This window comes from Amycolatopsis sp. NBRC 101858, assembly GCF_030269325.1.
GTDB lineage: Bacteria > Actinomycetota > Actinomycetes > Mycobacteriales > Pseudonocardiaceae > Amycolatopsis > Amycolatopsis ponsaeliensis.
Map to the genome: position 1 here is coordinate 1,857,480 of NZ_BSTD01000002.1, position 25,996 is coordinate 1,883,475.

The window sequence follows — 25,996 nt, forward strand, 5'->3', positions numbered from 1 at the left end:
GCCGATCACAGGAGCAGGTCCGGCGAGTCGACCCCGACGACCCGATCTCCGCAGAACACCCGCACCGACTCCGCCGGTCCGTGCCCGCCGATACCGGACGGGCCCCAGAAGCTCTGGGCGGAGCCGTCGCCGAGATCGGCGAGCTTGGCGCCGTTGACCCGCACCTCGCCGGACATGACCCGGGCACCGATCGCGATCGCGCGGTCGGTGTCGGTGCCGAACACATAAGCGTCCAGGCCCGACGGGTGCGCGTTGGCGGCGCGCAGCGCGTCCTCGTCCGAGTCCACGCCGTGCACGGAGACGACCGGCCCGAACAGCTCGGCGGTCGTGCGATCCGGGTCAGACCCGATCGCGAGCGTGGGAGACAGGAAGAAGCCCGCCAGCCCGGGCAGCTCTCCGGGCTGGTCGATCTCGGCACCGAGCCCGCGCAGGCCTTCGATCCGCTGGATCAGGGTCCGGTAGTGCGGTTCGTTGGCGATGGGGCCGATGTCGGAGTCCTCGTCGAGCGAGTGCCCGATCCGCAGCCGCGCGATGCGTTCGGCGAGGGCCTCTCGCAGGGGGTGCACCAGCCGGTGCGGTGCCAGGACCTTGCCCGGCCCCTCGCACCACTGGCCGTTGAGGTTCGTCATGCCGGCGAGGATGCCGTCGGCGGTCACGTCGAGGTCGGCGTCATCGAGCACGAGCACGGGGTTGTTGCCGCCGAGCTCGAGCTGGAGAACCTTGAAGTCCTCGGCCGCGGCGCGGGCGATGGCTCGACCGGCGCCCGGGCCGCCGGTGAAGGACACGACCTGGACCCGTCGGTCGCTCGTGAGCGCAGCACCGATGTCACCCGCGCCGTGCACGAGTTGCAGTGCACCGTCGGGCAGGCCGGCCTCGACGAAGCACGCGACGATGATCTGCGCGCTGGCGGGGGCGTGCTCGGACGGCTTGAGCAGCACCGGGCAGCCCGACGCCACGGCGCTGGCGACTTTCGCCGCCGGGATGAAGCTGGGGCCGTTCCACGGCGTGAGGATCGCGGCGGGCCCCCAGGGCACCCGGTGCAGCCGGACGTCGCGCCCGCCAGCAGCGAGCGCGGTGACGCGGGGAATCCGACGGGCCTCGGCAGCGGCGCCCCGGATCCGGGCGGGCAGGAAGGCGGCGAGCTTGCGGGTGGCGGTGATCGCCGTGCCGCTCGTGATCGCGTCGGTGCGGGCGATTTCCTCCAGCCGCTCCTCGACGTTCGCCGCGACCCGGTCGAGCGTCTCGGCCCGCTCGAGCCGGAAGTCCTCGCCGGCCCAGGCCAGCGCGTCGTAGGCGCGCTGTGCGTGCTGCAGCGCGCGCTCCAGGTCGGTGGACGAGGTGGCCACCGTGCGGTGCACCGGCTCACCCGTGTTCGGGTCGAGGTTCCACGCGTCGAGCTGTTGGCACGGCACCCACTCACCGGCGATGTAGCTCATCGGCTGCGCGAGCGACGGTGCCGGCGTCGGGGAGTTCATCGGGCCTCTTCCGCAGCAGGGTTGTCGGAACGGATCGGCATGGCGACCACGATGCGGGTCACCTCGCCGGACTTCATCGCCTCGAAGCCCTCGTTGATCCGGTCGAAGTCGATGACCTCGGTGACCATCTCGTCGAGCAGCAACCGGCCGTGCTGGTACAGCCGGGCGAACTGGGCGATGTCCTCCCGCGCCTGCCCCGACCCCATATACGAGCCGATCAGGCGCTTCTCGCCGAAGAAGAAATCGGACGCGGGCAGGGGCAGCTCGGTGCCCTCGGGAGCGATGCCGACGAGGCAGGCCGTGCCGGCGGCGCGCACCACCTCGAGGGCGGTGGCCGCGGTGCGGGCGGATCCGACGGCCTCGAAGGAGTAGTCGACGCCGTCGCCCAGCAGGGTGCGCACCGCGGTGGCCAAGTCGTCGATGCCGCCGTTCAGGGTGTGGGTCGCGCCGTAGCCGCGGGCGGCGCTCAGCCGCTGCTCGTCGAGGTCGATCGCGACGATCGCGGACGCGCCCGCGAGCCGCGCGCCCTGGATGATGGCCGAGCCGACGCCTCCGCAGCCGATCACGGCCACGGTGGAGCCGGGCCGCACCCGCGCCCCGCGGAAGACCGCGCCGACGCCGGTGATGACGCAGCACGACAGCAGGCAGCCGACCCGTGTGGACACGCCGTCGGGCAGCTTCACGGCGGCGTTCGCGCGCAGCAGCATGTGCTCGGAGAACGCGCCCAGGTCGCCGAGCCGGGCGATCGGTGTCCCGTCGAGCAGGGTGTACGCGGGCCGCGAGCGGCGCCGGATCTCGTCGAGCCGCAGGCACTGTGTCGAACGGGCCGCGTTGCAGTTCGCGCACTCGCCGCACGACGGGGTGAGCGCGCCGGTGACCTGGTCGCCTGGACGCAGGTCCGTGACGGCCGAGCCGACGGCTTCGACGATGCCTGCCACCTCGTGACCGACCACCACCGGCAGCTCGGTGGCGACGGTGCCGGTGATGTAGTGCAGGTCGCTGTGGCACAGCCCGACGTGCGTGACGACGATCCGCACCTCGTGGGGTTCGGGATCATCGACGTGGATGCCGGTCAGCTCCAGGGGCTCGCCCACCTTCGTGAGCACGGCCGCGCGGGTGGTGATCATGCGTTCTCCCCGGTCGCGGTGGCGAGCTTCTTGGCGCTCCAGAAGCCCTCGATCCCCGCGGTGAACGCGCCGCTGTTCCACGACGCGTCGGCTGCGGCGTCTTCCACCGCGAAGGCGCGTTCGATCTCTTCGGATGAGGGCCGCAGCAGCGCCAGGTGCAGGGCGGTGTTGCCGCCCTCCGGCGTCCAGGCGCGGACCAGGTCGATCGCGCGTTCCAGCAGGCCATCGGGCTCCACGACCTGATCGATCAGCCCGATCCGCAACGCTTCCTCGGCACCGATGCGCTCGGAGCCCAGCACCATCCGCATCGCGTGAGTGCGCACGATCCGGGTGAGGAGCACGCTCGACGCGTTGGAGATCGTGAGGCCGCGGGCGTTCTCCGGCTGGAAGAACTCGGTCTGCGGCGTGCCGAGGCGCGCGTCGCAGCACAGCGTGATCTCCGAGGCGCCGCCGACCGCGATCCCGTTGATCGCCGCGATCACAGGGACCTCGGTCTCGATCACCGCGCGTGTGACGTCGTGGAAGGTTTCGAAGGTCTCGCGCATCTCGGCGAACGTGGTCGGCGGCGCGCCGAGATCCTCGCCCGCGCTGAACGCGCGGCCGGTGCCCGTGAGCACGATTCCCCGGGCCCGCTCGCCGGTGCCGTATTCGCGGATGAGCGCGGCGAGGCGCCGGCGCATCTCGACGGTCAGCGCGTTGAGCTTCGCCGGGCGCCGCAGCGTGATCACGGCCGTATCGCGGATCAGGTCGACGAGCACGTGGTCGGCCGCCGAGTCCGGCTGCGCCGCTTCCGGCGGTGCGGAGGGGCGTGCCGTCCGATCGCGCAAGTCGAAGGTGGTGCCGGGAACTTCGGCCGCCCGGGCCCTGAGCGCGGGCTTCGACACCCGCTCCGACGGGGTTCGGGGGAAGTCCGCGACGAATTCGACGTAGCGGGGCACTTTGAACCGCGCGAGCCGCTCCGCGACCCGGGCGATGATCGCCTCGGCGGTCGGCCGGTCGCCGGTGGCGCCCGCCGCGAGCTGGACGAAGGCCTTGACCTCCTCGCCGAGCACCTCGTCGGGTTCGGCGACGACCGCGGCCGCGACGACGAGGTCGTCGGTTTCGAGCGCTGCCTCCACCTCGGCGCCGGCCACGTTCTCGCCGCCGCGGCGCACCATGTCCTTGATGCGGCCCACCAAGCGGATCTCGCCCCGGTCGTCGGCGACGGCGAGGTCGCCGGTGTGCAGCCATCCGTCCCGGAGCGTCCGTGCGGTCTCCTCGGGCCGGTTCCAGTAGCCGAGCATCATCGGCACGCCCGACACCGTCAGCTCGCCCGGGATGCCTGCGGGGACCTCGGCGCCGTCGGCGTCCACGATCCTGACCTGTTTGGTCGGCACGGGCCGTCCGATACCGCCGCTCCCGACGGCCGCGGCATCCTCGAGCGGGCTGATCAGGTCGATCCCGCTCTCGGTCATGCCGTAGACCTCTCGCCACGGTGCACCCCAGCGCTCCTCGAGCCGGGCGTGCAGCGCGGCCGGGATCGCGGAGCAGAACACCGCGCGCAGGTGGTTGTCCCGGTCGTCGGCGGCGGGCAGCTGCTTGAACAGCAGGGTCGGCATCGCTCCGAGGACGTAGCAGAAGGTCACGCGGTGGCGTCGCACGTCGGCCATGAACCCCGATGCGGAGAACCGCGGCAGCACCACCAGCGGCGCGCCGGCGGTCAGCGCGAGCACCGTGTTCCACTGCGGGTCCATGTACGAGTAGGGCTGGGCCGTGAGCAGTACGTCGCCGCCGCCGAGCCCGGCAGCCGCGGCGCAGCCCCACGCGATGCGGGTCCAGTAGTCGTGGGTCAGCATGCACGCCTTCGGGAATCCGGTGGTGCCCGAGGTGTACTGCAGGTTGGCCAGCGTGTCAGGGGTGATCGCGACGTCGGGGGCGGTGGCCGGGAAACCGGCGTCGGCGGCGTCGGCGGCGTCGGCGACATCAAGGATCCGGACGCCCGCGAGAGCGGCATCGCGAGAGACCACGTCCCGCACCAGCGGGAGGTGCTCGGCGTCGGTGACAATCACCTTCGCGCCGGAGTCGCGCAGCACGAACGCCAGATCGGCCGCGCGGTAGGCCGAGTTGACGGGTACGGCGACGGCGCCGCACTTGAGGACCGCGAACCAGGTCAGCGGCCACTGCACGACGTTCGGCAGCATGATCGCGACGCGGTCGCCCGGCACCACGCGGTCGATCTCGATCAGGTGGTGGGCCAGCCGCGACGACGACGCGTCGGCCTGCTCGCAGGTCCACGAAGCGTCGCCGAAGCGCAGCATCTCGGTGCCGGGGGTGCGGGCGGCCCGGTCGGCCAGCAGGCCGGTGACGGTGCGCACCCGGGGTGGTTGCCCCATCCGGTCGGGGGTGACGGCGGGTCGCCGCGGTGTTCCGGCCCCGGGCGTTGTCACGTTCGCCGTGTCAGCGGGCATTCTCCGGCCTCCTGCCATTTGCTCGATTCGTCGACGATCCAGGCCAGGACCGGGTCGTCCCGTTCCATCCACTCGGGGTGCCACTGCACCCCGAGGATCGGCGCGCCGGGCGCCTCCACGGCCTCCGCCACCCCGTCGGGTGTGCGGCCCGTGACGACGAGCCCCGTGCCGCACCGGTCGACGGCCTGGTGGTGCCACGAGTTGGTGACGGCGCTGTCGCCGAAGACCCGCGCAGCCGTCGAGCCGGGCTCGAAGGTCACGAGGTGCCCGGCATCGCCGTCGGTGGGCGCGGCCAGGGGCGACAGGTGCGGCACCGGGCCGGGCGGCAGGTCCGCGATGAGCGTTCCGCCCAGCGCGACGTTGAGCAGCTGCATCCCGCGGCACACCCCCAGCACGGGGATGCCGCGGTCGACGGCGGCGTGGATCAGCGTGAACTCGTAGTCGTCGCGTTCGGGGTCGTGCGCATGGGGATCGAGCCGAGGGTCGACGTCGCGGACCACGGAGGTGTCGCCGCCCCACCGGGCCGGGTGCACGTCCTGCCCGCCGGTGATCACCACCCCGGACATCCATTCGCAGGCATCCAGCGGATCGGCGTCGTAGGGCAGGTGCACGGGCACGCCGCCGGCCTTCGCGACGCGCGCGGCGAAAGCCGACACGAACGAGTTCACGCACGCCGCGGCGTAGCGCTCGTCCGTCCCGGCGATCAAGCCGAGCCGGAACCGGCGGCCGGTGATTCCGACCAGTGGCTTGCCGCTCACGGGAACTCGAAGTAGCGACGGGACTCCCACGCGGAGAGCTCGGCGTAGGGGTCGCCGCCCTTGGTGTGGAATTCCATCCACTCCCACCGGCGAGACGCCACCCAGAAGTCGACGAACTCGTCGCCCAGGTATTCGCGGAGGATCGCGTCGCCGTCCAGCGCCGCGATGGCCTTCGTGATCGAGTGCGGGATCCGCTCGATCCCGCTGTCGTCGGGCAGGCACCACGCCATGTCCTCGACCTGTGGCGGGGCCGGTATCCGCCGCTCGATGCCGGCCACCACGCCGGCCAGCACACCGGCGAGCGCGTAGTACGGGTTGGCGTCCGAGCCCGGCAGCCGGTATTCGAGCCGTGCGTACTTGGGGTGCTCGACGATGGCCCGCACCGCCGCGGTCTTGTTGTTGATCCCCCAGGAAATGGTGGTCGGCGGGCCGCTGATGTCGACCAGGCGCCGGTACGAGGTGATCTGCGGCAGCGCCAGCAGGGTGTTTCCCGCCATCGTGGCCAGCAACCCGCCGACTGCCTGCAGCATCACCTCGGACGGTCCGCCGGGTGAGAAGAACTGGTTTTCGCCGTCGCGGTGCAGCGAGAGGTTGATGTGCGCGCCCTGCCCGAACCCGGCGGTCGGTTTGGCCATGAACGTCACCGTCCGGCCCTGTTCGAACGCGACTTCACGCATCACCTGCTTGGTGCGCACCCAGGAGTCGCCCAGCGACACCGGATCGGTGGGAGCGAGGTTCAGCTCGGTCTGGCCGGCGGCGGCCTCGTCGGTCCACGCCTCCCAGGTGATGCCGAGCTCGTCGAGCCGGTCGGTGACGGCGTCCAGGTAGTCGACCCAGTCCGCCGACCGCGCCAGGTGGTAGGTGGCACCGGTGGCTCCGCCGAGCGGGGTGAGGTCGCGGTAGCCGCGGGCCCGCGCCTGCTGGATCGACTCCTCGAACAGCGTCGTTTCGATCTCCACCGCGACCGTGGCGGTGTAGCCGAGCGCTCGCAGGCGCTCGACCAGCCCGCGGACCATGTTCCGGGGGCAGATCGGCACCGGCCGACCGTCCCGGAGCCAGTAGTCACCGATGACGGCGTCGAGGCCGGGCTTCCAGCGCACCAGCGTGTCCATGTCGGGGACCATCGAGATGTCGTAGAGGTTGCCGCGCCAGTCCGGGAAGGCGTCGCCGAACACGAACGCGTCCCCCAGGTCGATCGCGAACAGGATGTCGGCGAAGGCGAAGCCCGACTCCTTGCCGGACGCGAACTTCGCAGGCGTGACAGTCTTTCCCAGGAAACTCCCGTCGTGGCCGGTGGCCTCCAGGCGGACCGCCTTCGCGGGCACTGTCCGCGCGGACCTCGTGGAGTCCGCTCGGGTGGGCTCAGACATCGAATCGGACCTTCCACGAGGCGGCCGTCATGACCGAAAGCTGCGAGAGCGTCCCCTGGACCCGCAGGCCCGAGTCCAGGGCGGTGAGGAGGTAGTCGGCGCCGGAGAACACCCCCGCGAGGGCGTCGGGCGTGCCGACCATGCGGTACGTCGTCGGGCCCGAGCCGAACCGGGCCTCCTGCGGGCCGTCCGGTCCCTGCGCGAGCACGACGAGGACATCGGGGATGCCGCGGATGCCGCGGGTCAGGTCCCAGAAGCGCCGGGCTGCTTCGCGCCACGAGGGCAACGGGGGCCGCAGGGCTCGGAGGACCACGCCGGCCGGTTCCGCGTCACCGTCCGGGTCTTGCGTGGGCGCGAAGCGGGATTCAAGGTCGACGACCAGCGTCGCATCGACCGGCGCGAAGACGCCACCGGTCACGGTCACAACACCGTCGTACAGCGTGATGGTGGCGGCCTGCGGGGTGTCGTGCGAGCGCACGGCCACCGTCCCGGCGCCGCGCTCGAACGCCTCGGGGGCGTGGCCGATCCGGACCGCGTCGCGCAGGGTCCGGCCGAGCAGCCGGACGATGGGCGCGGCATCGTCGTCGATCTCGATCCGGACCGGCGCGCGCCGCGCCTCCGGGCCCGGGGAGATCGTCGAGGTTTCCGTCATTGCCCTGCCTTTCTCCGAAGACGGATGTGCGTTGCCGCGGGCGCGGCGGTCAGTCGAGAGCGGCGTAGATGTCCGGCCGACGCCGGGACAGCAGCGCCGCCCAGCCGAGGCCGCCGGCGAAAGCCGCGACGACGACGGCGAGGAAGACGTTCGCTCCGGTGCGCGACCCGATCAGCAGCTCGAAGTTGCCGACTACGAGCACGAGGATCGTCCCGAGCGCGCCGAGCGCGAGTGCGGGCGCGACCGTGCCCGTCCACGTGGTCGCCGTGCGGACCCTGCGGAAGTGCACGACGACCGCCGCGGACGTCAGGGCCAGGAGCACGATCAGCCCCAGCGTCCCGGCGCCGCCGAACCAGGCGTAGATCTCGACGACGGGCTCGAGGCCGGCGATCGCCGTGGCCGCGAGCAGCACGCCGATCACCCCGGAGGTCAGCAGTGAAGCCACGTGCGGCGACCGGTGCGCGGGGTGCACCGAGCCGAGCGAAACCGGGAGCGCGCCCTTCCGGCCGAGGGCGAACAGGTAGCGGCCCACGACGTTGTGCGCGGTGAGCACGCAGGCGAAGAAGCTCGTGACGAGGAGAACCTGCATGATGTCGTGGGCGGCCCGGGACAGATAGCGGTCGGCGAGCCCGGCTGCGAGGGCTTCGGGGTCGTGCGCCGCGAGCTCGGGGGCGTGCGCGATGCCGAGCCCGTTGATCATGGCCCAGGAGGAGAAGGCGTAGATCACGGCGATCAGGACGACGGCGATGTAGGTCGCCTTCGGGATCGTCCGGTCGGGATCCTTGGCCTCGGACCGGAAGACGGCGGTGGCTTCGAACCCGACGAAACCGAAGACGGCGAACATGATCCCGGTGCCGGTGCCGCCGCCGGTGAACGCGTCCCAGGTCAGCGGGTCCGTGGAGAGACCGTGGTCGCCTCCGCGCAGCACGATGGCGAAGTCGACGAGGAGGACGATCCCGACCTCCGCGATGAGCAGCGCGCCGAGCACCCGCGCGCTGACCTCGACGTTGCGGTATCCCAGGTAACCGATCGCGGTGAGCCCGGCGGCCGCGAGGCACCACCAGGGAACCGGGACGCCGAAGAAGGTCTCGATGACCGTGCGGGCGGCGGCCCCGAGGTAGGCCGAGACGGCGACCACGAGGAGTGAGTAGGTGACCAGGGCGAGCGTTGCGGCGCCCAGCCCGGCCCCGGTGCCGAGGCCGCGTTGGACGTAGGAGTAGAAGGCGCCCGCGTTGCGCACCTCGGGGGTCATCGCCGAGTACCCGACGGTGAACAGCACCAGCACTACTCCGACGATCACGAAGTCGAGCGGCGTTCCGATGCCGTTGCCCGAACCGAGCATCAACGGGATGAGCCCGGCGAACACCGTCAGGGGCGCGGCCATCGCCACGACCATGAAGACGATCTGCGGGACGCCCAGTGTCCGGTCGAGGCCGGCGGTGGCCTCCGGTGTCCGTTCTTCGCGCTGCTGGCTCATGACAACCGCTCCGTTCGGTGGTGCTTTCCGCGGTCTGGTCATCCCGCGGGCCGGCTCGCCACCTTGACCAGACCCGAGTCCAGCACCTCTCGGACGGCGCGCTCCGCCGCACGGACCGCGCCGTCGAAATAGCCCTGGTTGACCGTCGCCGTTTCCGTGCCGGCCCAGTGGATCCGTCCGACCGGGCAACGGTCCGCATCGGTGTACTGGGTCAGCGAGCCCGGGGCGCGGGAGCCGACGCAGCCGCTGATCCACGGCTCCTGCGTCCAGTCCTTCTCGAAATAGCCGACCGGGTTCGCCGCTCGCGGTCCGAACAGCACGGTCAGATCGCCGAGGAAGGCGGAGCGCCGCGCGGCGGGGTCGTCGAGGATCGCGTCGGGCCGGTGCCCGGCGGTGCCGAGGAAGGTCAGCAGGATCCCGACGCTGCCGTCGGGTGGGGAGTTGTCGACGACGTACTGAGCCACCGGCAGATCCGTGACCGCCTGGCCGTTCAAGCCCTGCTCTCGCCAGAACGGGCGGTCGTAGACGGCGAAGAGCTTGCTCTCCGCGCCGACGCTCCAGCGACGTTGCAGCATCGTGCGGCGGGTGGGCAGGCCGGGCGTGACGTGGATCCGGGCGGCGTCGGCGGGCGACATCGCGATGATCACCCGGTCCGCGCGGACGTCGACCCGCGCCGACCGGACCGACACCCCGTCGGCGTCGTGCGCGATCTCGATGACGGGCGAGTCGAGCACCACGGCGTCTCCCAGGTCGTCGGCCAGGCGCTGCGCGATCCGGACCGTGCCGCCGACCACCCGCGATTCCTGCGCACCGCCGGTGATGTTCAGGGTGTGGTCGATCCCGCCGGCGCCCCGGATCCGCGCCAGTTGCACCAGCAGCGACGTGGAGTGCGGGTCCTCGGCGTTGGTCACCGAGAAGCCGATCGTGAACATCTCCTTGGCCTCGGCGGTCATCGCGTTCGCGTCGAGCCAGTGCCCGAAGGTGGTGGAGTCCCAGGAGCGGGCGCGGCGCGCGGTCCACGGGGTGTCGAGCGGCACGGTTCTCGCCATCCGCTCCAGCCGCAGCTGCAACTGGGCGAAGTCGGCGAGAGCGAGCGGGTTCAGCGGCGGGACGAGACCCTCGTACCGTTTCGATCGGCCGCCTCGGCGGTAGATCGACTTGCCGTCGACGTAGGTCTTGAAGGTCTCCAGCCCCAATTCGTCCAGCAGCGAAAGGATCCGGTCCTGGCCCGGCCCGACCCACTGGCCGCCGCCCTCGGTGATCACGCCGTCGGCGACGTCGAGGTTCATCGCGCGGCCGCCCACCCGGTCACCGGCCTCGGCCACCACGACCGACAGCCCGGCCTGCGCCAGCCGCCGCGCCGCGGTCAACCCGGAAACCCCGGCGCCGACGACGGCGACGTCCGCGGTACGCAATTCGGTCATGCTGATGCCCTTTCGAGGTGTTCGGCAACGTGGCCGACGACGCGGGGAGCCAGCGCGTCGGGCAGGTGGTGGCCCATTCCGGGAATGACGACGTGCCGCGAACCCGCAATCGCGGCTGCGGTGGCGTCGCCCCCGGACGGCGCGACGACGAGGTCGCGATCGCCGTTGAGCACGAGGGTGGGAGCCGTGATGCGGGTGATCTCCGCCGTCCGGTCGCCCGAAGTCTGGATGGCCTGGACCTGCCGAGCGGTCCCCGCTGCTCCGTCGCCGTCGGTGCGGTTCCACGTCTCGACGGCGTGGCTCGCTTCTTCGACCTCGTCGATCGGGAACTCGATGCCCGCGATGTGCGCCGTCAGGCGAAGGTGCGCGCGCACGGCCTGCGCCCGGTTCCGCGGCGGCGAGGCGGCGAGCAGCGCCAGGGTCGAGAGGGCCGGCTGCCCGACCTTCCGGTTCCCCGTGGTGGAGTACAAAGAGGTCAGCGACCTGGTGAGGGCCGGGTACCGCGCCGCGACGGTCTGCGCGATCATCCCGCCCATCGAGCGACCGACGAGGTGCGCCGGCCCCAGGCCGAGGTGCTCGATCAGCTGCGCGGCGTCGGCCGCCATGTCGGCCAGTGTGTAGGCGTCCCGGCGGGGCCGGGCGAGCAGTTGCCGCAGCGTGCTCGGCGGCGGCGTGGTCGCGTAAGCGGAGCGGCCGCAGTCCCGGTTGTCCATCCGGATCACCTGGAGGCCGGCCGCGGCCAGCGCGGAGACGAACCGCCACGACCACGTCGTCAGGTCTTCCGCGAGGCCCGCGATGAGCAGGACCGGCGCGGCGCCGGGCTCGCCGTCGACGCGATAGCAGACCCGGGTGCCGCCCGGAAGGGTCACGAAACGGTCTTCGACGGGTTCAGGCACCGATCTCCTCCCGTGCCCCCGGGCGAGCGCTTTCCGCACCGGCGGCGGTTCCGAACCGCAGCGCGTCGTCCAGCAGGGAGCCCCGCAGCAGCTTGGCGTCCTGCGGGTAGGACATCGACATCTGCCACCTGCCCGTCCCCTGCTTCGGGGTGGTTTCGCGGGCCCGCTGCGCGTAGCCCGAGCTGAGGTCCATGACCGGCCGCGTCTCCATCGCGGGATCGGCGTCGACGACGACGCTGTCGTAGCCGGAGGCGTCCATGTGCCCCACCAATGCGCAGAAGTAGCGGCACAGGATGCCGACCTTCAGCGTCCACGACGAGGTCGTGTAGCCGATCGCGATGGCGAGGTTGGGGATCCCCGAGAGCAGGGTGCCGCGGTAGACGACGCGCTCGGCGAGATTCACCGGCGCGCCGTCGACCACCAGCTCGATACCGCCGAGCAGGCGCACGTTGAGGCCGGTCGCGGTGACGATCAGGTCGGCGTCGAGGTGCTCGCCCGACTCGAGCCGAATCCCCGACTCGGTGAAACGCGTGATCCGGTCGGTGACGATCGAAGCGCCGCCCTCGCTCAGCGCGGCGAAGAAGTCGCCGTCGGGGGAAAGGCACAGGCGCTGGTCCCACGGGTCGTAGGGCGGGTTGAAGTGGGTGTCCACGTCGAAGCCCTTGGGCAGCGACTTCTTGTTGATGCGCCGGATGACCGCGCGGCCCAGGCGGGGGAACGTGCGCAGCGACTTGACCACGCCCCGGTCGATCCAGATGTTGATGAACCGGGTCATCGCGTAGCCGCGGCGTTCGCCGAAGAGCCGGGTCAGCAGCAGCGCGACGGAATCGACCTTCGGCCAGGGCACCACGTACGTCGGGGTGCGCTGGAGCATGGTCACGTGGGCCGCGGCGCCCTCGCCGGTCAGCATCGACGGGATCAGGGTCACCGCGGTCGCGCCGCTGCCGATCACGACGACCTGCTTGCCCGCGTAGTCGTAGCCCTCGGGCCACTGCTGCGGGTGGACGATGTCGCCGGCGAAGTCCTCGCGGCCCTCGAAGTGCGGGGTATAGCCCTCGTCGTAGCGGTAGTACCCGGTACCCGCGAAGATCCAGTTGGCGGTGACGCGCCGGTCGCCGTCGGTGGTGCGCACGTCGATCGTCCAGCGCGCGTCGGCACCGGACCATTCGGCGCGCTGCACGCTGTGCCCGAGGCGGATGAGCCTGCCCAGGTCGTTCTCCTCCACCGTCTCGCGCAGGTAGTTCAGGATCTGGGGACCTTCCGCGATGGCGGCGCGGTCCTTCCAGGGCTTGAACTCGTAGCCGAAGGTGTGCAGGTCGGAATCCGAACGAATGCCGGGATACTTGAACAGGTCCCAGGTGCCGCCGATGTCGTCGCGCCCCTCGAACACGACGACACGCTTGTCGGGGAACGCCTCGACGATGTACCGCGCGGCGCCGATACCGGAAATGCCGGCACCGATGATGACGATGTCGAATTCCTCGGGTGGCTGCGTCGATGCGTTCATCGTGAAAGCCTTTCGATGGTGATCACGTCGATGTGCCCCTCCACGGTGCCTGCTGCGGAGGTCCGTGCTCTACGCCGCGATGCCCCGTCCTGCGGGACGACGTGGTGCACAGTGCACCGCCCGGGCCACTGCGTCGCCGTGCCCCCGGCGTCGTGGTGCAGTGTGTGGCGACTGTCGCGGGACGTGGGTGCACATCGGCGTAGCGGGCGGCCTCGCGAGCAGGCCACTGTGGAGCAGCGCGAGATCACGGTCACATTCAAGGAGGCGCTGCCATGCGCGACATTCTCTTCGCCGCAGCGGACATCTGGATGATCGCAGTCGGAATCATCTGCGGCGTGAAGTTCATCAGAGGCCATCGCAACTATCTGATCGGCCTCGAATGGATCATCATGGGTGTGTCGGGAACCAATTTCCTGGTCTACGGGGTCACCAAAGCGGGCCCCGATTCCCTGCCGCACCACATCGCGTTCTTCCTGGACGCGTTCTCGCGCTCGATCGGGTTCACGCTGATCCTGGTCCTCGGGTTGCTGGTCGTCACCCACAGGTACAAGCCCACGATCCGGGTCGAGGTGGGCGCCTTCTCCCTGGCCGCGATCCTCGGATTCGTCCTGTCCGAGTTCGCCGACGAGATCGGCACCCCGGGCAAGGTGTTCTTCCTGATCACCGCGCTCGCGACTTCCGGCTTCCTGTGCTACTTCGCGTGGCGCCTCCGGGAGATCGGCGAGCGCGCCCACGCCGTGTGGATACTCGGCGCCACCGCGCTGAACGTCGTCGTCGCGTCGATCTACGACTTCTGGCGGATCCCCGGCGACGACGCCGACCACACCCGGTTCTACATCCTCGCGCTGTTCAAGTGGGGCCTGGCGATGCTCGTCATCTACCGGGCGTATGCCGCCTTCGCCGCGCACGACAAGCGGGTCGGCGCAGGTCCCGACCCGGTCACCCACGCCCCCGGAGTTGAAACCGCATGAGCACCACCTACACCACGTTCACCGGATGGGTCGATTCCCCCACTGACCTCCGGTCGTCGCTGACGGAGGACACCACCTGCTCCGTCGCGGCATCGGCGGCGGACTCGCGGGCATGGCGACCGCACTCCGCCTCGCCGAGCACGGCGTCGACGCCGTGCTGCTGGAATCGGCGTTCTGCGGCCACGGCTCGGGCTCCCGCAACGCCGGCCAGCTGGCGAGCGCTCCCGGCGGCGACATCCAGCTGCTGAACCTGCTCTACCGCAAGCGCATGCCGGCGATCATCCGCCTCCCCGAGAACGCCGCCGCTCACGTCGAGGGCCTGATCGAGGCGCTCGGCATCGACTGCGACTACGAGGCCACGGGGAACGTTTTCGTGGCCGTCTCGCGCGGACAGCTGGGGCGAACGCGTCGTATCGCGAAGATCCTCCGCCGTGCCGGGGCCCACGTCGAGGAGGGCACGGCCGGCGAGCTGGGCATCCCGCACGGCTTCCTCGGCGGCATGCGCGCGAGATCCGCGGCGGGATCGTGAACCCCGGCACGTTCCTGCGTGGCCTGCGAAGCGCAGTGCTCGCCTCGCCCGTACGGCTCTTCGAGCAGTCGAAGGTCGTCGACATCATCCGCAGCAACGGCGGCGTCAACGTCAAGACAGCCCGCGGAGTGGTCCGGGCGGAGAAGGTGGTGCTGGCCACGAACGCCTACGCGGGCGAGTGGGACATCACGCCGAAACGCCTGTCGTCGCCGATGTGGGTCACCGAGGTCGAGACCGAGCCGATCGCCCCGGAACGTCTCGCCGCTCTCGGCTGGGCCAGCCGGTCCGGGCTCATCACCCAGCACAACATCATGGAGAACTACCGGCTCACGTCACGCCACACCATCGTGTTCGGCGTCCGGCAAATCGAACGTGCGACGAACTACCCGCTTCCCGAACGCCGTCCCGACCCGGCAGTGGTCGCTGACCTCGCCCGTGCGTTCGCGCGCCGCTTCCCGCCGCTGGCGGACGTGGCGATCGCCCACGCGTGGGGCGGCTGGATCGGCATCACCTCGACCTGGCTGCCGGTCGCCGGCACGGTCGGCGACGACGTCTACTACTCCCTCGCGTGCAACGGTCACGGGCTCGCCCAGGCCACATACATCGGGTCCCTCATCGCGGATCGGCGTGGAAGCTGTGAATGCGGCCGTCCGCGTGCTCCACGACGGCCCAGCCGGCGAAGTCCTGCCGCATCGTGCGCAGCACTGCCGGAACATCGGTCTGCCGATGAGCGCCCTCCACGCCTCGCAGTCGTTCCCCGCTCAGCTGAGTTCCCCGAACCCAAGGCGACCATGGACAACCTCCCGAATTCCGCCTCGTCCGGCGTACTGTCCTCTCGCGACTGGCGGTCGATCACCGGCATGGCCGCGGTCATCCAGGCGTTGAACGTGACCGGCTGGGGTGTGCTCGGGTTCGTGGTGGCACCACACCACTACGCACTGGGAGCCACCGGGGTCTTCGGTGTGGGCCCGGGTGTCACGGCTTTCACCCTCGGCATGCGGCACGCGTTCGACGCGGACCACATCGCCGCGATCGACAACACGACCCAGAAGCTCCTCGCCGAAGGCCAGCGGCCGCTCGCGGTCGGTTTCTGGTTCTCCCTCGGGCATTCGACGGTCGCTTTCCTGCTGTGCCTGCTGCTGTCCTTGGGAATCCGAGCGCATGCGCCGCGTCGATTTCGACGAAGCCGAACTGGAATCGCAGCTGAACAAGCGAGGATTTCGGACTCGGTTTCGACACAGCCACCGAGATCGGGCTGCTCCTGCTTGCCGCCGGGGCGTCGGCGTTTTCCATGCCCTGGTACGCGATCCTGCTGCTGCCGATCCTGTTCGCGGCCGGGATGACCCTGTTCGACGCGGCCGACGGGGTGCTTCATGAACTTCGCCTTCGCGTGGGCGTTCGCGAAGTCGGTGCGGAAGGTCTTCTACAACATCACGATCACGGTGCTGTTCGTCGCGATCGCCCTGATCAACGGGACGACACCAAACCACGCCCCGATGTGAGCGCTGCCTGGCCGCCGCTGCAGTTCACCTCGGCACGCCACCACGACACTGTCGTGCTCACCGTGGCCGGCGAAATCGACGTTTCCACCATCTCCGCCTTGAGCGGCGCGCTGGCCGGCGTCATCACCCAGCGCCCCGCCCTGCTCGTCGTGGACCTCACCCCGACGACGTTCCTCTCCTGCGCCGGCCTGACGGTCCTGGCCGCGGCGCACCGCCTGGTCGGGGCCCGAACCCACTTCGCCGTGGTCGCCGGCTCGCGCGCGTCCTGGCGGCCACTGCACCTCACCGGCCTGGACCGGCAGCTGCGCGTGCACCGCCGCCTCGACGGCGTGACGGTTCCCGTCACGCCGATGGTGCTGCGGACGGTGGTCGCCGACGCCGCGATCCTGGTCACCGCTACCGGCGGGAGCCGGCCCGGCGAGGCCGCGGCCATGACGACGGAACTTCGGCAAGCGTGCGAACTGTGCTCCGGCGTCGTCCTGTTCGACGTGTCGGCCTGCACGCTGCCCGATGCCGCCGTCATCGGCAGCGTGCGGGCGGCGATCGCCGGCAACGGCCGGCGCCGGTGCGGTGTCCAGGTCCTGACCGAGAGCGAAAGCCTGTGCGAAGCCCTGGACGCCTCGGGTATCGCGCACTGCGCTTCAGCCGGGCCGAGCTGGTGATCACCGCGCGGGAACGGCAGGTCGCGGAGCCACCGTGGCTTCGCAACCTCGAAGTCAGCGACATCGACCGCGTCCTCGAGATGGTGTACTTCGTCGTCCGGCGCACCGGCCGGTCCCCCGCCGCCGCGGCGCGCCTATGCGTGCGGCTGGTGCCGAAACTGGCTGCTTCGGCGACCGCTGCCCCGTCCTCGCCGTCACACCGGCTGGCGGCGGCGCGGCGGGCCCGAATCGCCGTGGCAACCACGCTGCGCGGCCTCGAACACCGCCGCGACCCGGCGGTGTTCGACACCGCCTTGGCCGAAGCGGTGGTCCGCGACGAGCTCGCGCTCCTGCCGCCCCGGCAGCGGTTCACGGTCTGGTCCGTGGCCGTGCGGCACCGGCCGATCTCCGAGGTCGCCGCCGAAGCCGGGTGGACCCGGAGCCAGGTCGTGCGCCTGCTCAACGCCGGGCTGTCGACCATCACCAGGTGGGGCACGCATTCGATCCCGTTCGTCTGACCGCACCGGTCCGATCTTGTTTGGCACGGGCCCCGACCGGGAATCCGGGTCCGGTAGTGAGTGGCCGCCCCAGTCCCCGGCGCCCGCAGGACTTGGGAAGGACTCACATGACTGTGTCTGCCGTGAGCGGTGACGCCGCTCTCCGGGCCGCGTCACGCAACGATTTCGGCGCGCTCGGCCGCCTCGTCCGCGGCGAAGGGCTGCTGGACCGGCGGTTCGGTTACTACGCCTGGAAGATCAGCGCGACCCTGCTCGTCTTCGCCGGCGGCTGCGTGGCGTTCTCACTGCTGGGCGACTCGTGGTGGCAACTGGTCACCGCGGGATTCTTCGCGGTGATGTTCGCCCAGATCGCGTTCCTCGGCCACGACGCCGGCCACAACCAGATCTTCCGGACCGGCCGGGCCAACGACCGCTTGGGCTACGCCTTCGGCGGGATCATCGGGATGAGCTACGGCTGGTGGATGGGCAAGCACACCCGCCACCACGCCAGCCCCAACCACGAAGACGACGACCCTGACATCGACATCCCCCTGCTCGCCTTCACCCGCGGACAGACCGGCGACAAGCGCGGGTTCGTGCGCTGGACGTCGAAGCACCAGGCGTTCTTGTTCTTTCCGTTGCTACTGCTGGAAGGGCTGAGCCTGCACTGGGCCGCCGTCCAGGCCGTGCGGGACAACGAGGTCAAGCACCGCCGGCTCGAAGCGGTCCTGCTGGCCGCCCACCTCGGGATCTACCTCGGCGCGGTGTTCGTCGTGCTGTCCCCGCCGGTGGCGGTGGCGTTCATCGCCGTGCACCAGGGGCTGTGGGGTGTCTACATGGGATGCTCGTTCGCGCCCGGCCACAAGGGAATGCCCACCTACACCGACAAGACGAAGCTCGACTTCCTGCGCAAGCAGGTGCTCACCAGCCGCAACGTCCGCGGCGGCCCGTGGGTCGACTTCACCCTCGGCGGGCTGAACTACCAGATCGAGCACCACCTCTTCCCGAGCATGCCGCGAGTCAACCTGCGCCGCGCCCAGCCGCTGGTCCGGAAGTTCTGCGACGACCACGGAATCGACTACGCCCAGTGCGGGCTGTTCAAGACCTACTACTACGTACTGCAGCACCTGCACGAGGTCAGCGCTCCCCTTCGCACAGCACCGACACCTGCCCTCTAGTCCTCCCGAGCGAACTCGCAGCCGATCGCTAAATCAAGCACAGAGTCGACTGCTGTCCTGCAACCAAGCAACGTCAAGATGTCCGTCAAACCGGGTCACGCCCAGGGGGAAGCTCAGATCTTGGGTTGGATCGTCTGCCGGGCAGGCCTTGCTGCGTGCCCACCCGGCAGGGTTATCGGCCCGCCAGAACAGTCGCCGACGGCGTAGGGTGCGCATCACCACGTCGGCGTCGGGGAGGCCGGAATGACACCCGAGCACGATACGGTCCCGCGGGGCCGGGAAGCGAAAACGGACAGCTGGTGGCGCGTCCAGCTGTCCAACCTCTACGGGCTCTTCGCGATTTCAATGATGACGTTCGACGGCCGCGAAGCGACGGACATCCTCCGGCTCGCCGCGACCTCGGTGCCATCGCTGAGTGGATGCACAACCGATGCGGCATACCTCATCGACGAGGACGGCATGGTCATCCCGCAGGACGGTGCGGAAGAGGCTCATCCCGACCTCGCCGCGGAAGTCGGCAAGCTCGACGGGCAGAGCGGGCGGATCGAGCTCGCCGACGGCCTCTGGCGCTGGTGCTACGCGCTGCGGGGGGTGGGCGGCCTGACGGGCAACCTCGTGGTCCGGGCCGAGCGGCCGCCGCCCCGTGACGAGTTCTTCCTGCTCAACGCGCTCGGCCAGCAGACCGCAGCGGCGCTGTCCAGCTCCGCGCTGCTCAAGCGGGAGCGGCGGCAGTCGGTGGCGCTGCGGGAGCTCAACGACCAGCTGTCCACGTCGGTGAAGCGGCTCAAGCAGCAAACGCAGGTGCACGACGTGCTGTCCACCATTTCGGCCTCCGGGGCCGGCGAGCCGGGCATCGCGGACGCCCTGCACCAGCTGACCGCGCTGCCGGTGGCGATCGAGGACCGGTTCGGCAACCTGCGCACCTGGGGTGGCCCCGGCCGGCCGGACCCGTACCCGAAGGTCGGCGTGCACCGGCGCGACGAGCTGCTCCGGCACGCCGCGACCCTGCCCGAAGCGGTCCGCGTGAAGGACCGGCTCATCTCGCTGGTGCGGCCACGGCACGAGGTGCTCGGCGTGCTCGCCCTGATCGACCCCGCGCGGACCGCCGGCGCGTACGAGGTGTTCGCGCTCGAGTACGGCTCGACCGTGCTGGCGCTGGAACTGTCCCACCAGCGCAGCCTGGCCGAGGCCGAGCAGCGCCTGCGCCGCGACCTCGTGGACGACCTCATCACCGGAACCGACGACGAGAGCGCGTACGCCCGTGCCGAGGCGATCGGGCACGATCTGCGTCGCCCGCACCACGTGGTCGTGCTGCGGTGGTCCGGCGACCTCACCGAGGGCGTGGTCGCCGAGGCCACGGGACGCGCCGCGACGACGCTCGGGCTCGCCCCGCTCGTGTCGCGCCACTCGGGCGCGGTCGTGCTGCTGGTCGCCGGGCAGCTGGACGGTGCGGCGCTGCACGCCGCGCTGTCGGACAGCCTCGGTGCCGAGGGGGCGATCGGCATCGGCGGCCGCTGCGACACCCCGGGGCGGATCCCCAAGTCCTACGCGGAGGCGGTGCGGGCGCTCGAGATCCGGCGCGCCTCGCAGACCCCGAACGGCGTCACCGGGTTCGGACAGCTGGGGATCTACCGCATCCTCGACACCGGGCAGAACCACGGCGAAGTCGTCGAGTTCGTCCGCGAGTGGCTCGGGAAACTGATCGACTACGACACCCACCGCAACGCCGACCTGGTCGCGACGCTCGCGCAGTACCTCGAGTGCGGGGGCAGCTACGACGACACCGCCGCCGCGCTGATGATCCACCGGAGCACGCTGCGCTACCGGCTCGGCCGGATCCGGGAGATCACGGAGCTCGACCTCCACGATGTGAACAGCAGGCTGAACCTGCACCTCGCCACCCGGACGTGGCAGGTGCTGCGCGGATCGCAATGACCGGAGGTCCGTACTACGTGCCCCCCGGCGACACTCGCGTAGGCCGGGTTCGGATTGCCCATGAACGCCTAATTTAGTTGCAGGACGACGGAATCAGGCGTCCGCCGGTGAACTTGGTGTCTTCAGAACGCCGTCGCCGCGGCCTCGGCCACGGTCTGGTCCTGCTCACCGCTGCCGCCGCTGACGCCCACCGCGCCGACGACCCGGTCGCCGTGCCGCAGCGGGATACCGCCCGCGAAGATCATGACCCGGCCGTTGTTGGATGCGTTGATCCCGAAGAACTGGTCACCGGGACCCGCGTTGGCGCCCAGGTCGGCGGTGCTGATGTCGAAGGCCCGGGACGTGAAGGCCTTGTTGATCGAGATGTCGACGCTCCCGATCCACGCCTCGTCCATCCGGATGTGCGCGACGAGGTTGCCGCCGGCGTCGACCACGGCGATGTTGCTGGGCGAGCCGATCTCGTCGGCCTTGGCCTCCCCCGCGGCGATGATTCGCCGGGCGTCCTCCAGGGACACGGACTCCGTTTTGATGGTCATGGCAAGGTCCTTGCTGCTGTGGGTGGCGGTGGTGGACCCACAGCTTGGTGTTGTCCGACCCCGCACGTCTCCGTCTCCTGGGTCGAACTTCGCGTGCTCCGATGCGCACGGCAGGCCCACCCGAGGACTGCACCACGCACCGGACGCCGCGAAACGGATCGCGGCCTCGGCGCAGCCCGGCAAGGCCTCGGGGAAGTTTCGGAGTGCACGACCGCGAGCTACCGATCCGCACCCTGCGCGAGCAGTCGTCGAGCGTAACCAGCCCGTTCACGCTGTGGATGGTGCTGTTCGCCACGCACCGCGAGGAGGAGGACGAGGAGTACGAGATGCCCGGGCTCGCGATCAAATCTGTCGCTGCGCTCGGGCCGCCCCGAGCCGAGGGCGCCTACTTGGTCCACTACGGACTGATCCACAACTGGCACGAGGCAGCCGCCACAGTCGACTTCGGCGGCGACGTGATCTTCGCGGTCGTGCAGGCGCACCCGAAGGTGCGAATGAGCGAGGTGACCGCGGAAAACCCTTACCTCCTCGGCTTCGACGGGGAGGACGCCGTCAGCCCAGACCTGGCCCACCAAGTCAACAACCACGCCCGACGTCGGGCCTGGCGGGCTGATGCGCCCCCGTCCGCATCGCCCGATGCTGACCTCCGCAGAGATCTCACCGGAGATCGAACGAACCGCAGGAGGCAGACATGGCCGTCACGAAGGGACTGCTGGTGACGCTGGAGGCGCAGGCGGGCAAGGAGGCCGACGTCGAGGAGTTCCTCAACGCCGGTCGCTCGCTGGTCGAGGAGGAGCCGGCCACCTACCCCTGGTTCGCCGTCAAGCTCGGACCGACGACGTACGCCATTGTGGACTTCTTCCCCGACGACGCCGGCCGCACGACCCACCTGCAGGGCAAGGTCGGCCAAGCGCTCGGGGCGAGGGCTGACGAGCTGTTCTCGAAGCCGCCCGACATCGCGCAGCTCGACGTGCTGGCCGCGAAGCTGACGTGAAGACGGGCCGAGGATAGCCCCGACAAACCCCTGCAAGGTCCCGACCTCGTCCCGGAGTGGGCGGGACAACGCCCTCGAACTGCGCCAACCGGACCGCCGCGAACTGCCACGCCTCGACGGTGTCGAAGAGAAGCTGGAACTGGTCCCCCGCCGGGGCGGGGGACCAGCGTGATCCCTTGTCGACGGCGACCTTCTCCACCAGCCGGGACGTCATCGGCATCCGGGTCGAAGGCAGCGGGCCCAACCACGTATGCGTGGCCTGCTTCGCGACGCGCCAGTCACCCGTGATCGACGCTTTCGTCGACGCCGTAGTAAGCCTGGTGCCCTCATCCGGGCAAGCACACGAGTGGACTCCTGCGGCGCACGAAACCGAGCCGGTCGGCGATGACTCGAACTTTTGATCACGGCGGCTCAGGCACGATGACCGCTGCCCGCGCAACTCAGCCGTACCCATCGCGGTGACGGCTACCCCGCTCGCCCAGCAACACGGAAGTATCGCACGCACGAGCGAGGCGATCGACTTCGTCTGCGACATCCTGCTCAACGCCGATGCCGACCTCGGCCCCAGGCTGGGCGAGGGGAACATCGGGCTAGCGCTCCCGGACGTGGTCACCCCCGACACCGAGTGGACCGCTACCGTCACCGGCTTCGAGCCCCACCAGGGCCGGTGTGTCGTGACCAACGCGGACACGGGCCTCGCCGTGGATCACCCGGCCCTGCACCGGCGCGACAACACCGTGGCGATAGCAGTGACCCTTCTCACACCAGCCGTATACCGGGTCGAAGTTTCGGGAGGTGGCAGTTCCCCGGTAAGCCAACTGGTTATGGCCGAGGGCTCGTCAAGCACGCCAGCCTGACCTCACCAAGTGTCGCCGTGGACGGCGTCGCCGGCGGCCCGCCGCAGCTTCTGCTGCCGGGTGACCGGGTCCCAGGCGTGCGTGATGGCCAGCATCCGATCGGCCGGGTGCGCCAGCACCAGATCCACGTTGCCGGAGGCCGAGGATCTCCGGGACCGTCCGGTGGCGGAGATCCTCGGTGACCTGGTCAGGCCCGAGGGCGGGGCCGCCGTTGCCGTGCAGGTCGGCGATCTGCAGCTCCTGCGGCCACCTCCCGCAACCGTCTCCGGTTCTCTGCCGCCGGCAACGAGCCCGGACAGCACGAACACGCCCGTCGGATCAACCTGTTCGGGGCGGCCGTCGAGTAAGCGGTGGACGCTGTGACCGCCAGCGGCTTGGCTCGGTTTTCGATCATTGAGCTGAAGCGCCCTATTCGAGGGCCGACGCGAGAGCGGGACCCGGGCGTCTGGCCTGATTCGGCGTGAGCTGCTTGCGATTCGCCGTCAGGACCTCGTCGGACAGGTTGGGGGTCGACCTCGGCCACAGCACGAGACACCACCAGCGCGCCCACCATCTGGCAGAACAGCCCTACCGCCTGCTCGCGGGCTCGCGCAGCCGCCGGATTGGCGCGCACGTTCGAGCACCATCTCGGTGATGGCGCCGAAGTGATCGGCCCGGCGCTGGGCGGGCTGCTCATCTCGGCGGCGGGCCCGGAGGGCGGCATTCGCCGGGTCACGCCCAGGCGTCGGCAGTCTCGTCATCCACCTTGACCGCCGGACGCGGCCCGCTCGTCGATGGCTTGCGCGATCCCGCAGACGTAAATGTTGCCGTCCGGGCCACGGTGGGCGGTCCCTGCGAACCGCACGGGGGTCGGACCGAGCGCCAGGCCGACCCGCACGGTGTCTTCGATCGGGTCGCCGGTGAGCAGGCTTGCGCGCACCTGCTCGTCGAGTCGGGAACGGTCGGTGTCGTCCACAAGCGCCAGGAACCCCGCGTAGGTCGTCGGCGGGTGGGGATCGAACAGCAGACCGGACCAGGTCATCGTGCCGGCGCTCGGATGCCATTGCCAGACGCCCACGCGCACCCTGACCCACTCCCGGAAATCCACGCCGTCGTCCTGGCCGACGCAGTAGATGAACTCGTCGTCCGGGTCGGCGAGGAAGCTCCACCGGGTCCGCCGGTAGTGCCCGTCGCGGATCAGGAAGCCCACCTCGGCGTCGTCCCAGCGGCCGAGCTTCATCAGCAGCTCGATGCCCTCGACCATGCCGTCCCGGTCGTCGGGGTGCACGAACTCCCACCACGACACCGAGGCCAGCTCCGCGATCGTCCAGCCGAGCAGTTCGCTGTGGCGGGCGTTCGCTGCCTGGTAGAACCCGTGGAAGTCGCTGCGGCCGAGAAGCATCGGGCCGCGTTCCCACTCCTCGGACAGCGACCTTCCCCCGGTGCGTTCGGTCGCCCACTCGACGACGTGCGCGGGCCATGCGGCCTGATCTGACATCCGGGAGCCCTCCCCGTCCATTCGGCCTCGTCACGGCCGCCGGCTGCGCCGACCCGGCACGACACAGCTACGCCGGGTGCGGCCTCGACAGGTGATCGTGCACCAGCCGGACCGCCGTCGCACCCTGCCCACGGCCGTGGCGACTCGTTCGACCGATCCGATGCGCATGTCGCCCGCGGCGGAAACCCCGGGCATGCTGGTTTCCACGGCGGCGGCGCGCGTCCCTGCGGCGCCCTGGACTCGTCAGGAGGGTCACGCGACGGGCGGTGCGGACCACGACGCGAACCGGCGACGGTCCTGGCCGGACCCGTCGCAACACGCACGATGCGGGGCGTCGGCGCACCGGGTCGATGCGCGGCCCGTCAGGTGGCGGGGATCATGCCGTGCGGGTCGAGGATGAACTTCCGAGGGACGCCGGCGTCGAACTGCGCGTAGCCGTCCGGTGCGTCGTCCAGCGAGATCACGGTGGCGTTGACATTGCGGGCGATCTGCACCCGGTCGTTGAGGATCGCCATCATCAGCCCGCGGTTGTAGCGCAGCACCGGGCACTGGCCGGTAGCGAAGGAGTGGGACTTGGCCCAGCCCAACCCGAACCGCATCGACAGCGCACCGACCCTGCTGTCCTCGTCGGCGGCGCCGGGGTCGTCGGTCACGTACAGCCCGGGGATGCCGATCCGCCCACCGGCCCGGGTGATCTCCATCGCGGTGTTGAGTACGGTCGCCGGCGCCTCGCGGCCGTCCTTGGTGTGGCCCTTGGCCTCGAAGCCGACGCAGTCGACAGTGGCGTCCACTTCGGGCACGCCCAGGATCTCGGCGATCTGGTCGGGCATCGGCCCCGCCGACGGGTCCAGCGTGGCGCAGCCGAAGGTGCGCGCGTGCGCGAGCCGCTCGGCGTTCATGTCGCCGACGATCACCACGGCGGCCCCGAGCAGGAACGCCGAGGTCGCTGCGGCGAGCCCGACCGGTCCGGCTCCGGCGATGTACACCGTCGAGCCAGTGCCCACGCCCGCCGTGACGCAGCCGTGGAAGCCGGTCGGGAAGATGTCGGTGAGCATCGTCAGGTCGCGGATCTTCGCCAGCGCCTGGTCCCGGTCGGGGAAGCGCAGCGCGGTCCAGTCCGCATAGGGCACCATCACGTACTCGGCCTGACCACCGGGCCAGCCGCCCATGTCGACGTAGCCGTAGGCGCCGCCGGGACGTTCGGGGTTGACGTTCAGGCAGATCCCGGTGTCGCCCTCGTGGCAGGTGCGGCAGCGCCCGCAGGAGACGTTGAACGGCACCGAGACGATGTCGCCGATGGTGAGGTTCTCGACGTCGGGTCCTTTCTCGATGACCTCGCCGGTGATCTCGTGGCCGAGGACCAACCCGACCGGCGCGGTGGTGCGCCCGCGGACCATGTGCTGGTCGCTGCCACAGATGTTGGACGACACCACCTTCAGGATCACCCCGTGCGGGCACTTGCGGTTCTCGTTGCCCGGCGGGACGCCCGGGCCCGGTCGCAGGACCAGCTCGGGGTAGTCGACCGTCTCGACGCTCACCTTGCCCGGACCTTGGTAGACCACTGCACGATTGTCCGCCATGACGCTCTCCTCGCTGCTCGTCGTGGAGACCAGCCTGGTTCGCGGCCCCGCTTCGGGCACCGGCCTGCCGGGTCCGCTGTGTGGGCCGTCCACTGCCCTGACGGGACGACCCGCGGTGTCGCTCCACCCGGGATGGCACCCTGGACAGTGCCGTCATTCGGAGCAG

At 70.5% G+C, this 25,996-nt stretch carries 25 protein-coding genes and 1 pseudogene; 12 read left to right on the forward strand and 14 right to left on the reverse strand.

Annotated features, from left to right (window positions below; translation table 11 throughout):
• Positions 1-5 precede the first annotated feature (5 nt).
• Genes QSK39_RS21615 through QSK39_RS21660 form a run of 10 tightly spaced genes read right to left on the reverse strand, consistent with a single transcriptional unit; the run spans position 6 to position 13,133 of the window.
• A complete protein-coding gene (locus QSK39_RS21615; RefSeq protein WP_285479576.1) occupies positions 6-1,475 on the reverse strand; it encodes an aldehyde dehydrogenase family protein in 1,470 nt (489 codons plus the stop codon).
• Complete coding sequence (locus QSK39_RS21620) at positions 1,472-2,602, reverse strand: Zn-dependent alcohol dehydrogenase (protein WP_285479577.1); 1,131 nt, start codon at positions 2,600-2,602, stop codon at positions 1,472-1,474. Before QSK39_RS21620 ends, QSK39_RS21615 begins: the two co-directional genes overlap by 4 nt.
• Positions 2,599-5,049, reverse strand: coding sequence for an AMP-binding protein (locus QSK39_RS21625; RefSeq protein ID WP_285479578.1), 2,451 nt, complete (start codon positions 5,047-5,049; stop codon positions 2,599-2,601). Before QSK39_RS21625 ends, QSK39_RS21620 begins: the two co-directional genes overlap by 4 nt.
• Positions 5,025-5,807, reverse strand: coding sequence for a gamma-glutamyl-gamma-aminobutyrate hydrolase family protein (locus QSK39_RS21630; protein ID WP_285479579.1), 783 nt, complete (start codon positions 5,805-5,807; stop codon positions 5,025-5,027). The genes QSK39_RS21625 and QSK39_RS21630 overlap by 25 nt, the downstream gene beginning before the upstream one ends.
• The gene (locus tag QSK39_RS21635) at positions 5,804-7,177 is read right to left on the reverse strand and encodes a glutamine synthetase family protein (protein WP_285479580.1); all 1,374 of its coding nucleotides are present in this window, start codon (positions 7,175-7,177) and stop codon (positions 5,804-5,806) included. Before QSK39_RS21635 ends, QSK39_RS21630 begins: the two co-directional genes overlap by 4 nt.
• A complete protein-coding gene (locus QSK39_RS21640; RefSeq protein WP_285479581.1) occupies positions 7,170-7,829 on the reverse strand; it encodes a hypothetical protein in 660 nt (219 codons plus the stop codon). Before QSK39_RS21640 ends, QSK39_RS21635 begins: the two co-directional genes overlap by 8 nt.
• Before the next feature lie 49 nt (positions 7,830-7,878).
• Positions 7,879-9,306 (reverse strand): APC family permease, encoded by a 1,428-nt coding sequence (locus QSK39_RS21645; RefSeq protein WP_285479582.1) that lies wholly within the window; start codon positions 9,304-9,306, stop codon positions 7,879-7,881.
• A 38-nt stretch (positions 9,307-9,344) separates the two neighbouring features.
• Complete coding sequence (locus QSK39_RS21650; protein ID WP_285479583.1) at positions 9,345-10,730, reverse strand: flavin monoamine oxidase family protein; 1,386 nt, start codon at positions 10,728-10,730, stop codon at positions 9,345-9,347.
• Positions 10,727-11,626 (reverse strand): alpha/beta fold hydrolase, encoded by a 900-nt coding sequence (locus QSK39_RS21655; RefSeq protein WP_285479584.1) that lies wholly within the window; start codon positions 11,624-11,626, stop codon positions 10,727-10,729. The genes QSK39_RS21650 and QSK39_RS21655 overlap by 4 nt, the downstream gene beginning before the upstream one ends.
• Positions 11,619-13,133, reverse strand: a complete 1,515-nt coding sequence (locus QSK39_RS21660; RefSeq protein WP_285479585.1) for a flavin-containing monooxygenase — start codon at positions 13,131-13,133, stop codon at positions 11,619-11,621. The genes QSK39_RS21655 and QSK39_RS21660 overlap by 8 nt, the downstream gene beginning before the upstream one ends.
• A 272-nt stretch (positions 13,134-13,405) precedes the next feature.
• Here QSK39_RS21660 and QSK39_RS21665 point away from each other — a divergent pair, with 272 nt between their 5' ends.
• The 8 genes and pseudogenes from QSK39_RS21665 (at position 13,406) to QSK39_RS21700 (ending at position 20,386) form a co-directional block, all read left to right on the forward strand.
• The gene (locus QSK39_RS21665; RefSeq protein WP_285479586.1) at positions 13,406-14,104 is read left to right on the forward strand and encodes a transporter; all 699 of its coding nucleotides are present in this window, start codon (positions 13,406-13,408) and stop codon (positions 14,102-14,104) included.
• Between the two features lie 112 nt (positions 14,105-14,216).
• On the forward strand, positions 14,217-14,633 hold the full coding sequence (locus QSK39_RS21670) for an FAD-dependent oxidoreductase (protein ID WP_285479587.1): 417 nt from the start codon (positions 14,217-14,219) through the stop codon (positions 14,631-14,633).
• Entirely contained in the window at positions 14,630-15,976 is a 1,347-nt protein-coding gene (locus QSK39_RS21675; RefSeq protein WP_285479588.1) for an FAD-dependent oxidoreductase, read from the forward strand. Before QSK39_RS21670 ends, QSK39_RS21675 begins: the two co-directional genes overlap by 4 nt.
• Positions 15,895-16,135: pseudogene (locus QSK39_RS21680) on the forward strand (HoxN/HupN/NixA family nickel/cobalt transporter). The gene QSK39_RS21675 and the pseudogene QSK39_RS21680 overlap by 82 nt, the downstream one beginning before the upstream one ends.
• Positions 16,132-16,797 carry an STAS domain-containing protein gene (locus QSK39_RS21685; protein ID WP_285479589.1) on the forward strand — a complete coding sequence of 222 codons (666 nt, stop codon included), beginning with the start codon at positions 16,132-16,134 and terminating at the stop codon, positions 16,795-16,797. Before QSK39_RS21680 ends, QSK39_RS21685 begins: the two are co-directional and overlap by 4 nt.
• Positions 16,794-17,294, forward strand: a complete 501-nt coding sequence (locus tag QSK39_RS21690; protein WP_285479590.1) for a hypothetical protein — start codon at positions 16,794-16,796, stop codon at positions 17,292-17,294. Before QSK39_RS21685 ends, QSK39_RS21690 begins: the two co-directional genes overlap by 4 nt.
• A gap of 107 nt (positions 17,295-17,401) precedes the next feature.
• A complete protein-coding gene (locus tag QSK39_RS21695) occupies positions 17,402-18,451 on the forward strand; it encodes a fatty acid desaturase family protein (RefSeq protein WP_285479591.1) in 1,050 nt (349 codons plus the stop codon).
• 243 nt (positions 18,452-18,694) lie between these two features.
• Complete coding sequence (locus QSK39_RS21700) at positions 18,695-20,386, forward strand: PucR family transcriptional regulator (protein WP_285479592.1); 1,692 nt, start codon at positions 18,695-18,697, stop codon at positions 20,384-20,386.
• A gap of 122 nt (positions 20,387-20,508) precedes the next feature.
• On the opposite strand, the gene QSK39_RS21705 is transcribed toward QSK39_RS21700, so the two are convergent.
• Positions 20,509-20,922, reverse strand: a complete 414-nt coding sequence (locus QSK39_RS21705; RefSeq protein ID WP_285479593.1) for a GlcG/HbpS family heme-binding protein — start codon at positions 20,920-20,922, stop codon at positions 20,509-20,511.
• A 203-nt stretch (positions 20,923-21,125) separates the two neighbouring features.
• Between QSK39_RS21705 and QSK39_RS21710 the strand changes: the two genes are divergently transcribed.
• From QSK39_RS21710 to QSK39_RS21725, 4 genes are all read left to right on the forward strand, one after another.
• Complete coding sequence (locus QSK39_RS21710; RefSeq protein ID WP_285479594.1) at positions 21,126-21,641, forward strand: hypothetical protein; 516 nt, start codon at positions 21,126-21,128, stop codon at positions 21,639-21,641.
• On the forward strand, positions 21,614-21,916 hold the full coding sequence (locus QSK39_RS21715; protein WP_285479595.1) for a putative quinol monooxygenase: 303 nt from the start codon (positions 21,614-21,616) through the stop codon (positions 21,914-21,916). The genes QSK39_RS21710 and QSK39_RS21715 overlap by 28 nt, the downstream gene beginning before the upstream one ends.
• A 176-nt stretch (positions 21,917-22,092) precedes the next feature.
• The gene (locus QSK39_RS21720) at positions 22,093-22,317 is read left to right on the forward strand and encodes a hypothetical protein (RefSeq protein WP_285479596.1); all 225 of its coding nucleotides are present in this window, start codon (positions 22,093-22,095) and stop codon (positions 22,315-22,317) included.
• A 57-nt stretch (positions 22,318-22,374) separates the two neighbouring features.
• The gene (locus tag QSK39_RS21725) at positions 22,375-22,773 is read left to right on the forward strand and encodes a hypothetical protein (protein WP_285479597.1); all 399 of its coding nucleotides are present in this window, start codon (positions 22,375-22,377) and stop codon (positions 22,771-22,773) included.
• A 2-nt stretch (positions 22,774-22,775) separates the two neighbouring features.
• Here QSK39_RS21725 and QSK39_RS21730 read toward each other — a convergent pair whose 3' ends face one another.
• The 3 genes from QSK39_RS21730 to fdhA all read right to left on the reverse strand — a co-directional run bounded on the left by QSK39_RS21730 (position 22,776) and on the right by fdhA (position 25,830).
• Positions 22,776-22,901 (reverse strand): hypothetical protein, encoded by a 126-nt coding sequence (locus tag QSK39_RS21730; RefSeq protein WP_285479598.1) that lies wholly within the window; start codon positions 22,899-22,901, stop codon positions 22,776-22,778.
• A gap of 608 nt (positions 22,902-23,509) precedes the next feature.
• Positions 23,510-24,250, reverse strand: coding sequence for a PAS domain-containing protein (locus tag QSK39_RS21735; RefSeq protein WP_285479599.1), 741 nt, complete (start codon positions 24,248-24,250; stop codon positions 23,510-23,512).
• Positions 24,251-24,612: 362 nt separating this feature from the next.
• Positions 24,613-25,830: a formaldehyde dehydrogenase, glutathione-independent gene (fdhA, locus tag QSK39_RS21740; RefSeq protein ID WP_285479600.1), complete on the reverse strand. Its 1,218-nt coding sequence runs from the start codon at positions 25,828-25,830 to the stop codon at positions 24,613-24,615.
• Positions 25,831-25,996: the final 166 nt, after the last annotated feature.